Below are 14,195 nucleotides of genomic sequence, written 5' to 3'. Positions count from 1 at the left end.
CCCCAACGTGCCTGCGCGCCGGTGCAACCGACGGCCGCTCGCCCAATGCACTCAAAGGTGATCCTGCGCATGAGAGCCCATTTCCCCCCTCGATGGTTCTGCGGCGCCGCCGTGCTAGCGGCGGCGGCGTGGGCCGCGCCAGCGTCCGCTCAGGAGGCGGGACCGGCGCGCGGCCTAGCGCTCAACCGCTTCAACCCCGCGCCCGCCGGCGACCGGATGTTCAGCGTGCCGTCGCCGTACGCGGCCTCGCCGCACCAGGACGGCAGCCCGACGCTCCACCTCGCGCTGCTCGGCGACTACGCCCACAACCCGCTCGTGCTCACGCGCGTGGGCACCGACGACCACCTCGGCGCCATCGTCGGCCACCAGCTGTTCCTGCACCTCAACGCGTCGCTCTCGCTCTGGGACCGGCTGCACATCAACGTCGACGCCCCGCTCGCGGTGCTGCAGGAGGGCGATAGCCCGGCAGCGGAGGGCCTCTCGTTCGCCTCGCCGAGCGGCGCCCAGTTCGGCGACCTCCGGGTCGGGCTGCGCCTGCGCCTGGTCGGCGAGTACTTCGACCCGTTCCAGCTCGCCGTGGGCGGCTTCGTCTGGCTGCCGACCGGCGGCGGCGAAGGCTCGTTCGTGGGCGAGGACTCGGTGCGCGGCATGCCCCAGCTCATCGCCGGCGGCCGGATCCCGGGCTTCGTCTGGTCGGCCGCGGCCGGCGTCGACCTGCGCCCCGCGCAGACGTTCGCGCAGGTGCGGCAAGGCCTGATGTTCAACGGCGGCGCGGGCGTCGGCCTGCTGCTGCTGCCCGAGGAGCAGCTCCAGATCGGGCCCGAGGTGACCGTGTCGACCGTGCTGGAGGAGCCGGAGGCGCGCAACACGAACGTCGAGGCCCTGCTCGGCGTGCGCTACCGCTTCGCGCCGACGCTCCGCGACTTCGAGCTCGGCGTCGCCGCCGGCCCCGGCTTCACGTCGGGCATCGGCACCCCGGACTTCCGCGCCATCGCGATGCTCGCGTACTCGCCCGAGGTCCGGCGCGAGGACCCCGACCGCGACAAGGACGGCATCGCCAACGAGCAGGACGCGTGCCCGGACGTGCCCGGCGTCCGCGACAACGATCCCAAGATGAACGGCTGCCCGCCCTCGGATCGCGACGAGGACGGCTTCCTCGACCGCGTCGACGCGTGCCCGGATACGGCCGGCATCGCGAACGACGACCCGAAGAAGCACGGCTGCCCGCCCCCAGGCGACCGCGACAAGGACGGCATCACCGACGACGTCGACGCGTGCCCGGAGGAGGCCGGCCCGAGCAACGAGGACCCGAAGAAGCACGGCTGCCCGCCGCCCCCGGACAAGGACGGCGACGGTGTGATCGACGCGGAGGACGCCTGCCCCGAGATCCCCGGTCTCCGCACCTCGGATCCGGCGACGAATGGCTGCCCCGGCGATCGCGACGGCGACACGGTGCGCGACGATCAGGACGCGTGCCCCGACGAGAAGGGCAAGCCCAACTCGGATCCGGCGAAGAACGGCTGCCCCGTCGCGGTGCGCGTGACCGAGCAGGAGATCGTCATCCTCCAGCAGGTGCAGTTCGACACCGGCAAGGCGACCATCAAGAAGGCGAGCGACGAGCTCCTCGAGGAGGTCGCGGGTGTGCTGAAGGAGCACCCGGAGATCACCAAGATCGAGGTGCAAGGACACACCGATCCGCGCGGCGGACGCGCGTACAATATCAAGCTCAGCCAGGCGAGGGCGGAGTCTGTCATGAAGGCGCTGGTCCAGCGCGGCGTCGAGGCCGATCGGCTCGCGTCGAAGGGCTACGGGCCTGACGTCCCGATCGCGGACAACGACACCGACGAGGGACGCCAGCAGAACCGCCGCGTGCAGTTCAAGATCCTCGAAAAGAAGCCGAAGCAGCAGCAGGAGGCGCCGTGAAGAGACGTTACGCGATAGGTGGTCTAGTCGGGCTCGCCTGGGTAGGCGGGCAGGGCGGCACCGCGCACGCCGCGCCCGAGCTGCGCGTGCAGGTCGACCAGCGGGGCGACTTCGCCCTGATCGGGAACACGCTGGGCCACGAGTGCGGCAGGGACGACATCGAGTCGCCCTTGCTGGGCGACATCGGCCCCTGCGGGAACAACATCGGCGACAGCTCGCCCGATACGTACTGGCGCGCCGACTCGCCCGCGGAGGGCGACGCGGAGGCGAACACCAGCATCACCGCCGCGCAGGCGCGCACCACCGCGGTGCTCCAGCTGCCGGCCGGCGCGACGGTCACCCACGCGTACCTGTACTGGGGCGCGCACCTCGGGACCACCGGGGACGCGGATACGGCCGTCACCCTGGAGCGGCCCGGCGCGAGCGGCTTCTCCGAGGAGGTGACCGCCATCGACAGCGTCGAGACGATCAGCTCGAGCCGAGTCTACTACCAGTCGGTCGCGGACATCACCGCCGTCGTGCAGGCGCGAGGGCCCGGCGCGTACCGGGTGAGCGGCGTCGACAGCGCGACCTTCACGAACAACAACTTCGACAACCACTTCGCCGGGTGGTGGCTGGTCGTGTTCTACGAGCTCGCCTCCGAGCCGCCGCGCAACCTCGCGCTCTTCGACGGCTTCGACACGGTGGCCACCGGGTCGCCCCGGGACGCCACCCTGGACGGGTTCCTGGTGCCGAACGCGGGCTACGACGCGAAGATCGGGATGGTCGCGTTCGAGGGGGACGTGGCCCACACGGGAGACCAGTTCTTCTTCAACGGGACCGCTCTCGGCGACACGCTGAACCCGGCCGACAACTTCTTCAACGGCACGCGCTCGTACTTCAACGCGCCGGTGTCGAACGTCGGGGACCTGCCGCAGCTCGCCGGGACCGCCGGGAGCATGTCCGGCATGGATATCGACGTCTTCGACATCACCTCCAGGGTGGCGCCGGGGCAGACCTCGGCGCCCATCCGGGCGTCGAGCACCATGGACCTGTACTTCCTCGCCGGCTTCATCACGTCGATCTCGACCTTCAAGCCGGACTTCACGTCCTCCACCAAGACGGTCGTCGACGTGAACGGCGGGCGGCTGCGCCCGGGCGACGTGCTCCAGTACACGGTCGAGGTCGTCAACAACGGCAACGACGCGTCGGTCGGCACCGTGCTCACCGATCCGCTGCCCGCGGGCGTGACGTACGTGCCGGGATCGCTCTCGGTCACGGCCGGCGCCAACATGGGCGCGAAGACGGACGCGGCCGGCGACGACCAGGGCGAGTTCGACGCCGGGACGCGCACGGTTCGCGTGCGGCTCGGCGCCGGCGCGAACGGGACGGCGGGGGGCACGCTCGCCGTCGGCGGGTCGGCGACGATCACCTTCCAGGTGAGGGTCGACGCCGGCGTCTCGGGTCTCATCGCCAACCAGGCGATCGTCAACGCCGCCGGGCAGCAAGGCTCGCCGGCCGAGGACACGCCGACCGACGGCAACGGCCCGGAGGGCGGCGTGCCGCCGACCGAGGTGTCCGTCGACGAGTGCGAGACGAACGCGGACTGCGCCGCGCCGACGGCGTACTGCGATACGGCGGCGGCGCCCTTCACGTGCGTCGAGTGCCTCACCGACGCCCACTGCGGGCCGCTCGCGCCGACGTGCGACCCCGCGGGCAACGCCTGCGTGTGCGAGCCCTCGGGGGCCGAGGTCTGCGGCGACGCGATCGACAACGACTGCGACGGCGTGATCGGCAACGGCTGCGACTCGGACGAGGACGGGATCGACGATCCCGCCGAGATCGACGCCGGCACCGATCCGAACGACGCCGACAGCGACGACGACGGCGTGCCCGACGGCGCGGAGCCCAGCTTCGACGAGGACTCCGACGGCGACGGGCTCGTCAACGCGCTCGACCCCGACAGCGACAACGACGGGCTCTACGACGGCACCGAGCTCGGCCTGCCCTGCGACAACCCGGCCACCAACGCCGCCGCGGGGCACTGCCGCGCCGACGGGGATGAGGGGGCGACGAAGACCGATCCGCTCGACGCCGACAGCGATGACGGCGGCGTGCCCGACGGGCACGAGGACTTCGACCTCGACGGCGTCATCGACGAGGGCGAGACCGATCCGAACGACGGCGCGGACGACGCGGCGCCGGTGGACACCGACGGCGACGGGCTGAGCGACGACCTCGAGGAGACGATCGGGAGCGATCCGCTCGACGCCGACAGCGACGACGACGGCGCGCTCGACGGACAGGAGCCGAACCCCGCCGACGACACCGACGGCGATGGGCTCATCAACGTGCGCGACGTGGACAGCGACGACGACGGGCTGTTCGACGGCACCGAGCTCGGCCTGCCCTGCGACAACGCCGCCACCGACGTCACCGCGGGCCACTGCCGCGCCGACGCGGACGAGGGGGCGACAAAGACCTCGCCGATCGACGCGGACAGCGACGACGGCGGCGTGCCCGACGGCCAGGAGGACATCAACCTCGACGGCGCGATCGGCGGAGCGGAGACCGACCCGAACGACGGCGACGACGACCTGCCGGTCGTGGACACCGACGGCGACGGGCTGAGCGACCCGCTGGAGGACCTGATCGGCACCGATCCGGAGGACGCCGACAGCGACGACGACGGCGTGATCGACGGCGACGAGCCGAACTTCAGCGACGACCACGACGGCGACGGGCTCATCAACGCGCTCGACCCCGACAGCGACGGCGACGGGCTGTTCGACGGCACCGAGCTCGGCCTGCCCTGCGACAACGCCGCCACCAACCCGGAGGCGGAGACCTGCATCGCGGATGCAGATCCCACGACGACCACGCACCCGCTCGATCCGGACACGGACGACGGCGGCGTGACCGACGGCGCGGAGGACGCGAACCACAACGGCGCCATCGACGAGGGCGAGACCGATCCCAACAACGGCGATGACGACGCGGTGGGGGACGATCGCGACGGCGACGGGCTGCCCGACGCGGTCGAGGAGATGATCGGGACCGATCCGGACGACGCCGACAGCGACGACGACGGCGTGATCGACGGGCAGGAGCCGAGCTCCGGCGAGGACACCGACGGCGACGGGCTCATCAACGCGCTCGACGTGGACAGCGACAACGACGGGCTGTTCGACGGCACCGAGCTCGGCCTGCCCTGCGACAACGAGGCCACCAACGCGGAAGCGGGCCACTGCCGCGCCGACGCGGACGAGGGGGCGACCAGGACCAACCCGCTCGACGCGGACACCGACGATGGCGGCGTGCCCGACGGCCAGGAGGACTTCAACCTCGACGGCGCCATCGACGAGGGCGAGACCGATCCGAACAACGGCGACGACGACGGGACGCCGGCGGACACCGACGGCGACGGGCTGAGCGACGCGCTGGAGGACCACCTCGGCACCGACCCGGAGGACGCCGACAGCGACGACGACGGCGTGCTCGACGGCGAGGAGCCGAACTTCAGCGACGATCACGACGGCGACAACCTGATCAACGCGCTCGACCCGGACAGCGACGGCGACGGGCTGTTCGACGGCACCGAGCTCGGGCGCGACTGCGCCAACGCGGCGACCAACGCGGCGGCGGAGACCTGCATCGCGGATGCAGATCCCACGACGACAACGAACCCGCTCGACGCAGACACCGACGACGGCGGCGTGGCCGACGGCGTGGAGGACGCGAACCACAACGGCGCCATCGACGAGGGCGAGACCGATCCCAACGACGGCGCCGACGATCAGGCCCAGGCCTGCCGGCAGGACATCAACTGCGGCGGGCCGACGAGCGGGATGATCTGCGAGGACCACGCCTGCGTGGAGGGCTGCCGCGGCGCCGACGGGAACAGCTGCCCGTCAGGCGAGGTGTGCAGCTCGATCGACAGCTCGCCGGGCACCTGCGGGCCCGCGGCGAACGACCCGAGCGGCATCTTCGCCGAGGGCAACGGCCTCTGCGCCGCGCGGCCCGGCCCCGCGGGCAACCTCCGCGCGGCCGCGCTCCTGCCCATGCTCGCCGCCCTCGCCGGCCTCGTCCTGCGCCGGCGCCGCCGCGCGGGCCGCTAGCAGAAACGAGAGAGCCCACGGCCGCGCCTCCCCCCGCCTCGCCGGCGGGGGGAGGCCCCCTCCAGCGACCGTGGGCTTCCTGAGGAGGCCGTGGGCCTCCTCAGGAAGCCGTGGGCCTCCTCGGGAGGCGCCGAGAGACCCGACCCCGCTCCCACCTACGTTCGCCCTCGACCCTGCCGCAGCGCAGGGAACGCAATGTAAGTTTATTGCCCACCTGTAGCGATCCTCCGTAGCGTACCGCACCGAGGAGGACGACCATGGAAATGTTGCTCGCCAGCGAGCGCCGCGTCACGCGCCGCGCCGCGATCGTGGAGTGCCAGGCGGTGCGCGAGCGGGGCTTCCGGCTGCTCGGGACCCGGGCGATCGACCTGTCCATCGACGGCATGCTCGTGCTGACGGGCGCCCGCGCGCTCACGGGCGAGCCGGTGATCGTCTCGTTCCGGATCCCGGGCACGGACCTCTGGGTCGACGCGACGGCGACGATCGCGCGCACCCTGCACGGCCGGCGCGAGGGCGACCCGGGCCGCGCCGTGGGCCTGCGCTTCGATCCGCTCGACCGCGCGTCGAGCCGGCGCCTCCGCGAGGCGCTCGAGCGCTTCCCGCCGACCTACCCGTACCGCGCGCAGCGCGTCGACTACGCGGCGACGGCGGCGATGATCTCGCTCAGCTGATCCGCCGCGCAGCCGCCTCCCTCTCGAGCGACCACCACACAACCTGTCCGTCCTGCACCCAGGACCGCCGGCACGAGCGTTCGCCACAGAACGCGCGGCGGGGCCCCAAAGCCATCTCCGGCGCGAGCATTGACTCTCTGGAGACCCCAGCTACCCTGGTCATCGCGCGACTAGCGAGCATCCGCAACCGCTGCGTGAGCCCTGCTGTCGAGCGGCGCAGCTACGGAGCACGGCGAAGGCGGCGTTCGATCCCGAGGAGCCGGAGACCGTCGCGACGACGATCGTCAACGCGCTCTCGTTCAATATCTTCGCCACCAACGACGCGATCACGCAGCTCGGCGGGAACCCCTATGACAACCGCGGGCGCATCTACTTCGGCTCGCGCAACGATCTCCTGCTCAACCTGCGGGTCGCGCGCTTCGCTGCCTCGCCGACAGCGCTCAGGAACGTCGCTCTGCACGAGACCACCGGCGATGTCTCCCTCCCGCTCGTGACGCTGCACACCACCCTGGACGAGATTGTCCCTTACTGGCATGAGCCGCTCTACCTGCTCAAGGTCGACACCTCGGACCGCGGCGTCGTGGTCCCTTTCCCGGTCCACCGCTACGGCCACTGCAACCTGACCAACAGGGAGATCCTCGGCTCGCTGGAGCTCCTCTTCGCGCTCGGCCATTGAGCGCGCGCCGGGCGTGATCGACGCGCGGCGCGCGGCCGGGCCAGCAGCGGCGCTCGGCGCGAGGCTGCGCGGGTGTGGAACCGGACGCCGAAGGGAGATAGCTCTCAGGGGCCGCCGGGGAAGCGCCCCGCGCGCGCGCATCGATAAGGAGCTCGAGCGATGATCAAGGTCTCTGGCCCGAACGCCGATCAGATCCAGTACTGGAACGAGGTCGGCGGGCCGAAGTGGGTGGCCCTCCACGACGTCATCTCGGCGCAGATCCGGCCGCTGGGCGCCCTCGCCATGGATCGCGCCGGGCTCGCCGCGGGCGAGCGCGTCCTCGACGTCGGCTGCGGTATCGGCGACACAACGCTCGAGCTCGGCCGCCGCGTCGGCCCCGGCGGCGCCGTCGTCGGCGTCGACGTGTCCGCGCCGATGCTGGACAGGGCGCGCGCGGCGGCGCTCTCGGCGGGCGCCGCGAACGTGGCCTTCGAGAACGCGGACGCGCAGACCGCGGCGCTGCCCGGGCCATTCGATGTCCTCTACTCGCGCTTCGGGGTCATGTTCTTCGCCGACCCCGAGGCGGCCTTCGCGAACCTCCGGAAGGCGCTGCGGCCCGGCGCGCGGCTCGCGTTCGTCTGCTGGCGCTCGCTCCAGGAGAACCCCTGGCTCGTCGTGCCGACCCTGGCCGTGGCCAGGCACCTCCCCCTGCCGCAGCCCGATCCGCACGCCCCCGGCCCGTTCGCGTTCGCCGACGCAGCGCGCGTCGGAGCGATCCTGTCGCGCGCGGGGTTCGTCCGGGTGCATCACGAGCCCATCGACCGGGAGCTCTCGGTGGCAGGCGGGAGATCGCTCGACGAGACCGTGGATTTCCTCCTGCAGATGGGTCCGGCGTCCGCCGCGCTGCGCCAGGCGAACGCCGCGCCGGAGCTCGTCGATCGCGTGCGGGCCGACCTGCGCGAGGCCATCGCGCCCCATGCGGGCCCCGAGGGCGTGCGCATGGGAGGCGCCGTGTGGGTCGTGACGGCGGCCGTGGACTGACGGAGAGGCGCGCCGGGCCCGCTACCGGAGCAGGTCGATCCCTCCCGGGGGCCGCGGCGCGACCGCGAGCTCGGAGCGCTCGAGGTGGGCGAGGACGGCGAGGACAGCCGCCTCGTCCCACGCGTCGCCGACGATCTGCAGGCCGATGGGGAGGCGCTCGGCGTCGCTCCCGACGGGCGCGGTGCCGGCGGGGAGGCCGGTGAGGTTGGCGAGGAAGGCGAAGCGGCACAGCCCGTCGAGGGCCGCGGGATCCAGGAACGCGCGCCCCTCCTCCGCCTGGAGGTAGCGGGGCGCGGTGATCGCGGTCGTCGGGAGCGCGAGCACGTCGACGCCGGCGAGGGCCCTCGCCACGTCGCGCCGCATCCCCGCGCGCAGCCGCGCGGCGTCGCGCTGCTCGCGCGCGGTGACGCCCGAGAGCACGCTGAAGGTGACGCGCAGGTCCTCGCTGATGAGGTGGCGCTGCTCCCGAAAGGCGCGCTGGTGGGCCGCGAGCGACTCGGGGCCGATGACGAGGTAGCCGATCTGCGCCGCGTACCGCGCGATGGGGATCTGCACGTCCACGAGGACGGCCCCCTCGCGCTCGAGCTCGCGCAGCGCCCCCCGGCACACGCTCGCGACCGGGATGCTGGCGTCGCGCCACTCGGCCTCGTCCACGCCGATGCGCAGGCCGCGCACGCCGGCGCCGAGGAGCGCGCCGAAGCCGCCGGGGGGCGGCGGGGGCGCCCACGCGGTGAGGTCGTCGTCGGGGTCGGGCTCGCCCGCGACGGCGTCGAGGAAGAGGGCGAGATCGGCCGCGCTGCAGGCGATCGGGCCGGCGTGGGCGACCGAGCCCTTGAAGCCGTCGCCGGCGCGGCTCACCCGGCCGAAGGTCGGCTTGATGCCGAAGACGCCGTTCATCGCGGCGGGCGTGCGGATCGAGCCGCCGCCGTCGCCGCCCGCCGCGAGCGGCGCGAGGCCGAGCGCGACGCCCACCGCGGAGCCGGTGGAGGAGCCGCCGGCCGCGCGCTCGCTGTGGTGCGGGTTGTGGGGCATGCGCTGGTGGACGCTGTTGCCGATCGGCGACATGCCCCACTCGGTCAGCACCGTCTTGCAGAGGAACACGGCCCCCGCCTGCCGGAGCCGGGCGACCACGGCGGCGTCGCGCGGCGCGGGCGAGAGCGGGCCGCAGCGCGAGCCGAGCGTGGTGGGGAGGCCCTCGACGTCGAACTCGTCCTTCACCAGGAAGGGCACGCCGTCGAGCGGGCCGCGCGCCTTTCCCGCGGCGTGGCGCGCGGTCGCGGCATCGGCGTCCCGGAGGGTCGCCTCGCGCGCGGCGGCGACGGCGATGTTCATGCACGGGCGCTGCGCGGCGAGCGCGTCGATCTCGGACAGGGCGCGCTCGGCGACGCGGCGCGGGGTCGTGGCGCCCCGACGGTAGGCCGCGGCGTAGGCGAGCGAGGTCGTGGGCCAGTCGCGGAGCGGGAGCGCGCCGAGCCCGGCGTCGTCCCAGCGCCGCGGCGCCGCGGCCTGGATCGGCCGGGCGTCCGCGGGGACCTCGTCGCGCCAGGCGTCCGGGAGCGACGAGAGCCGATCGATGCCCATGGTGCGCTTCAGCATTTTCCGGAGCGCTGCGGACGACCCGGGCGCCTCGGCCGCGAGGCGCGCTGCCGTGAGCGCGCGGCCCGTGAGTCGGGGGACCTTCATGGCGGCGCAGCTTACTCGACGGGGCCCGTCACGCGACGGGCCGCGATCGCGGTGCGCGTCGACAGCGCGCCGCGGCGGCGGGTGATCGGCGGCGGGGTGATCGGCGCTCCTCGTGGGGCCACGTGCACCAGGTGCGAGGGGGCCGTCATGAGCGCCGGCGGTCGGACGCGCGGGATCTCCGTATCCGTGCCATCGCTACCCGAAGCGACCTGCGATTGCCAGCACGTCCGACACGCTGGACACACGGCGGGACATTCGCTGGATGCCGCACTCCTCGACGAGCCACACGGCATCTCCGTCCACGAAGATCTGCGCAGCGGCGTCGGAGAGATCTTCGCGGAGACTGAGCCCGGGCGGCAGCGCCTCTTCCGTACGGCACGTGGCCTCCGACGCGTAGCCGTTCTCGAGAAGGTAGACCTGACGTTCGAACCAGCGCTCGACGCTCGTGCCCACCAGGCGCACTTGCACCTCGTCGTCGTCTGGCTCCTGCCACGAGGCCCATACCCCGCCATTCTCGTCCACGTAGACGCCCGTGCGTACCGCCGTGTTCTCGATCCACCCGATGAACCAGGCGCCGTTGTAAGGGTGGACTGGCGCAGACCAGATGCCGGACGCAGTCCGTTCACGGATCATGCTCGCCGCCCACGGCGCGACGATCGAGATCCCGCGCTGCCCACGGAACCCTCCTACGAGCTCGTCCGCGGCGAGCACCGCAGTCGCGAGCGCGTCCGATGCCTGGTATCTCTCGAGCTGGACGCGCAGGCCCTCCTGCTCGCGCAAACCCGGCTGCCACTCACCGAACGAGCTGGCTCGCGCGAGCCGATCGGGGTGACGCGGAGCCGTGGCGATACAGCCGCCGGGCTTTATCTGGAACTGCGTCTCGAGAGCGCCCTGGAGCACCCCCGCGGACACGGCAGCCGGTCTCCGTCTCGTAGAGCTTCAACGCCTCCGGGAAGTACCGATCCATGTACTCTATCGACCCAAGCAGCGCTTCGGGCTGCGAAAGGCCGGCGATCGGGCCGTAGGAGTACCTCGCTGGCGCGGGCGAGAGCCCGGGCGGCGCGGGGTGTGCGAGCAGTGCCTGGAGTCGCTCGCTGGTCGCGCACGCCACGGTCAAGACGTCGGCCAGCAGCAGGACGAGCGCGCCCTCGAACCACAGCAGTTGCTCCGAAGGCCCGATCGAGCGAACCACGCGCGGCGGCCCCAGCGCCCCCTCAACCCAACCGATCATGAGCGCGCCCTGCGCTCCGTGATTGTGACGCTGGCGGAGAACGAGCCCCTCGGAGCCCCGGCTGCTCTGTCCTCAGGCCCCCGGCTCGACCGCCGCTTCGTAAAGCTCGCGGACGTCGAGCCTGGCGCCGATCGACGACAGGTGCGCGACGTCCCCCTCACACGCGGTAGCCGACGTGAAGCCGCCATCAGCGTCGCGCGTCCAGACCTCCACGCTGCGCTCCCGATGCGACCCGAGGACATACTCTCGCAGAGAGGCGAGGCTCTTGTAATGCTCGAGCTTGTCGCCGCTGTCGTACTCCTCGGTGCTGCGGCTCAGCACGCTCGAAGATGAGCGTGGGGAAACCAGGGAAAGGGGAGGGAGAAATGCCGGGACGGCCTCCCTCACCTGCTCCCTCATGCCGGTCTTGACCGGCGCATCCGCCATGGCGGTTCTTCTGCTGCTCAGGGCAACTTCCCGCAGCAGTGCTAGCTCAGTCGCCCAGCACAACGAGCTTCCGCAGGCCGCCCCCAACCCTGCTGTCTCCACGCGCGCTCGCCGCCGCTCGCTCCCTGGCACGGCACCCGCATACCCGATCGCCACGAAGAACGTGACGGGGGGACCACGCAGAGGAGAGCCATGAGCCAGAGACCATCCGATCAAGCCATCCAGGTGAAGCCGCTCGCAGGGCACACCGGCGCCGAGATCCACGGCGCCGATATCTCCAGGCCGCTGCCCGACGAGTCCGTGGCGGCCATCCGCGCGGCGCTGTTGAAGTGGAAGGTCGTCTTCTTCCGGAACCAGACGCTCGGCCACGCCGAGCAGATCGCCTTTGCGGCGCGCTTCGGCGAGGTGACCTACGCCCACCCGCACGAGGACGAGCCGTTCGACGAGCACCCGGAGATCCTCGCGATCGACAGCCGCCGCTACGATCGCCGCTACGGCAAGCGCTTCAGCTACGAGAACCGCTGGCACACCGACGTCACCGCGGCCGTGAACCCGCCGGCGGCGTCGATCCTGCGGGCGCACATCCTGCCGCCCTTCGGCGGCGACACCACCTGGACCAACCTCGTGGCGGCCTACGAGGGGCTGTCCGCGCCGCTGCGCGCGCTCGTCGACGGGCTGCGCGCCGAGCACCGCTTCGGGCTGCGGTTCGCCCCGCAGGACCAGGACAGCCCGTACCTGCGCAAGGTGCGCGAGGCCCCGCTGGTCTCGGTCCACCCCGTGGTGCGCGTCCACCCCGAGACCGGCGAGCGCGCGCTGTTCGTCAGCCCCGGCTTCACGAGCCACATCGTGGGCCTGTCCGCGCGCGAGAGCAGCGCGATCCTCGACCTGCTCTTCGAGCAGATCAGCCGCCCGGCCTACACGGTGCGGTTCCGGTGGGAGCCGGGCAGCGTCGCGTTCTGGGACAACCGGGCCACCGCGCACCTCGGCCCGCAGGATCTCGGGCACCTCGACGTCGAGCGCGTGCTCTACCGCGTGACGCTGACCGGGGACATCCCGGTCGGGGTCGACGGCGTCCGCTCCGAGATCGTGGCCGGCGAGCCGTTCGGCAAGCGGCCCCCGAGCAAGCTCAAGGCCGCCCGGAAGGACAAGGCGCCCGAGGCGGAGGCGCAGGCGTGACCGCGGCGAGCGCAGGCGTCGAGTGGACGGGGTTCCAGGGTCCCCACGGGCCGGACACGTAACGAGCATTACACAGATATCGGCGATGCACTGCGGTCAGGCCGGGCCGCCTCAACCTGGGTCGGCCGGCCACCTCAACCTGGGTCGGCCGGCCGCCTCAACCTGGGTCGGCCGGCCGCCTCAACCTGGGTCGGCCGGCCGCCTCAACCTGGGTCGGCCGCCTCAACCTGGATCGGCCGCCTCAACCTGGGTCGGCCACCTCAACCTGGATCGGCCGCCTCAACCTGGGTCGGCCACCTCAACCTCGGCCACCTCAACCTCGGCCACCTCAACCCGGGTCGGGTCGGCCCAACCCGGGTCGGGTCGGCCAGCCGCCTCCTCTGGCACGGCGGCTGCCCACGGTCAGGCCATGACCGCTTCCACGCCCATCGCCGAGAGCAACGCTCCGAGCCCCATCCACACCGACGACGCCGGCCTCATCGCCGGCGCCGTCACCGTACCCGCGCCGGCCGGTGACCTCCCCGGCTACCGCGCCCACCCCGCCTCCGGCGGTCCGTTTCCGCTGGTGCTGGTGATCCAGGAGATCTTCGGCGTCCACGAGCACATCCGCGATGTGGTCCGCCGCTTCGCCAAGCGCGGCTACTACGCCCTCGCCCCGGATCTGTTCATTCGCCAGGGCGACCCGAGCCGCCTCGGCACCGTCGACGAGTTACGGGCGCTGGCGGGCCGCGTGCCCGACCGCCAGGTGCTCGCCGACCTCGACGCGAGCGTCGCCTTCGCGGGCGCCTCCGGGAAGGCCAACGCCAGCAAGGCCGCCGCGGTGGGCTTCTGCTGGGGCGGGCGCATCACGTGGCTGTACGCCGCGCACAACCCCGCGCTGAAGGCGGCGGTGGCCTGGTACGGGCGCCTCGCCGGCGATCGGACCGAGGCGCAGCCGAAGCACCCGATCGACGTGGCGAGCGCGCTTCAGGTGCCCGTGCTGGGCCTCTATGCCGGGCAGGACCAGGGCATCCCCCTGTCGACGGTCACCGAGCTGCAGCAAGCGCTCCAGGCGGCCTCCGAGGCCGGCGGCGCGCCCGGCGCCGCGCGCTCCGAGATCCGGGTCTACCCCGACGTCCCGCACGCCTTTTACGCCGACTACCGGCCGAGCTACCGCCCTGAAGCCGCCGCTGACGCCTGGGAGCGTCAGCTCGACTGGCTGACCCGGCACGGCGTCGCCTGACGGCGGGCCAGCCGCGACCGCGGCTCCGCGGCCGCTGCTGCCCCGGCAGCACGCTGCGCCTCCGCTGCTA

General features: G+C 72.6%; 10 protein-coding genes. 7 read left to right on the top strand and 3 right to left on the bottom strand.

The annotated features are described in order from the left end of the window. Positions 1 to 69: 69 nt before the first annotated feature. The 5 genes from WME75_RS00570 to WME75_RS00550 all read left to right on the top strand — a co-directional run bounded on the left by WME75_RS00570 (position 70) and on the right by WME75_RS00550 (position 8,387). Positions 70 to 1,923: an OmpA family protein gene (locus WME75_RS00570; protein WP_437485320.1), complete on the top strand. Its 1,854-nt coding sequence runs from the start codon at positions 70 to 72 to the stop codon at positions 1,921 to 1,923. Then, entirely contained in the window at positions 1,920 to 6,020 is a 4,101-nt protein-coding gene (locus WME75_RS00565; protein ID WP_437485318.1) for a DUF3344 domain-containing protein, read from the top strand. The genes WME75_RS00570 and WME75_RS00565 overlap by 4 nt, the downstream gene beginning before the upstream one ends. A gap of 257 nt (positions 6,021 to 6,277) precedes the next feature. Next, positions 6,278 to 6,691, top strand: coding sequence for a PilZ domain-containing protein (locus WME75_RS00560; RefSeq protein WP_437485316.1), 414 nt, complete (start codon positions 6,278 to 6,280; stop codon positions 6,689 to 6,691). A gap of 490 nt (positions 6,692 to 7,181) precedes the next feature. After that, positions 7,182 to 7,367, top strand: coding sequence for a hypothetical protein (locus WME75_RS00555; protein WP_437485314.1), 186 nt, complete (start codon positions 7,182 to 7,184; stop codon positions 7,365 to 7,367). Between the two features lie 159 nt (positions 7,368 to 7,526). Beyond that, on the top strand, positions 7,527 to 8,387 hold the full coding sequence (locus tag WME75_RS00550; RefSeq protein ID WP_437485313.1) for a class I SAM-dependent methyltransferase: 861 nt from the start codon (positions 7,527 to 7,529) through the stop codon (positions 8,385 to 8,387). 21 nt (positions 8,388 to 8,408) lie between these two features. Here the strand turns inward: WME75_RS00550 and WME75_RS00545 are convergent, their stop codons facing one another. The 3 genes from WME75_RS00545 to WME75_RS00535 all read right to left on the bottom strand — a co-directional run bounded on the left by WME75_RS00545 (position 8,409) and on the right by WME75_RS00535 (position 11,622). Then, entirely contained in the window at positions 8,409 to 10,070 is a 1,662-nt protein-coding gene (locus WME75_RS00545; protein WP_437485311.1) for an amidase, read from the bottom strand. Between the two features lie 195 nt (positions 10,071 to 10,265). Continuing rightward, positions 10,266 to 10,970: a hypothetical protein gene (locus WME75_RS00540; RefSeq protein WP_437485309.1), complete on the bottom strand. Its 705-nt coding sequence runs from the start codon at positions 10,968 to 10,970 to the stop codon at positions 10,266 to 10,268. Positions 10,971 to 11,373: 403 nt separating this feature from the next. Next, positions 11,374 to 11,622, bottom strand: coding sequence for a hypothetical protein (locus WME75_RS00535; RefSeq protein WP_437485307.1), 249 nt, complete (start codon positions 11,620 to 11,622; stop codon positions 11,374 to 11,376). A gap of 297 nt (positions 11,623 to 11,919) precedes the next feature. Between WME75_RS00535 and WME75_RS00530 the strand changes: the two genes are divergently transcribed. Both WME75_RS00530 and WME75_RS00525 read left to right on the top strand, forming a co-directional pair. After that, entirely contained in the window at positions 11,920 to 12,903 is a 984-nt protein-coding gene (locus WME75_RS00530) for a TauD/TfdA dioxygenase family protein (protein ID WP_437485305.1), read from the top strand. 409 nt (positions 12,904 to 13,312) lie between these two features. Then, positions 13,313 to 14,125 carry a dienelactone hydrolase family protein gene (locus WME75_RS00525; protein ID WP_437485304.1) on the top strand — a complete coding sequence of 271 codons (813 nt, stop codon included), beginning with the start codon at positions 13,313 to 13,315 and terminating at the stop codon, positions 14,123 to 14,125. Positions 14,126 to 14,195 lie beyond the last annotated feature (70 nt).

Origin of the sequence: Sorangium sp. So ce1014, from assembly GCF_051521505.1 — a bacterium.
Classification (GTDB): Bacteria; Myxococcota_A; Polyangia; order Polyangiales; family Polyangiaceae; genus Sorangium.
This window is presented reverse-complemented; position numbering and strand designations above follow the sequence as displayed.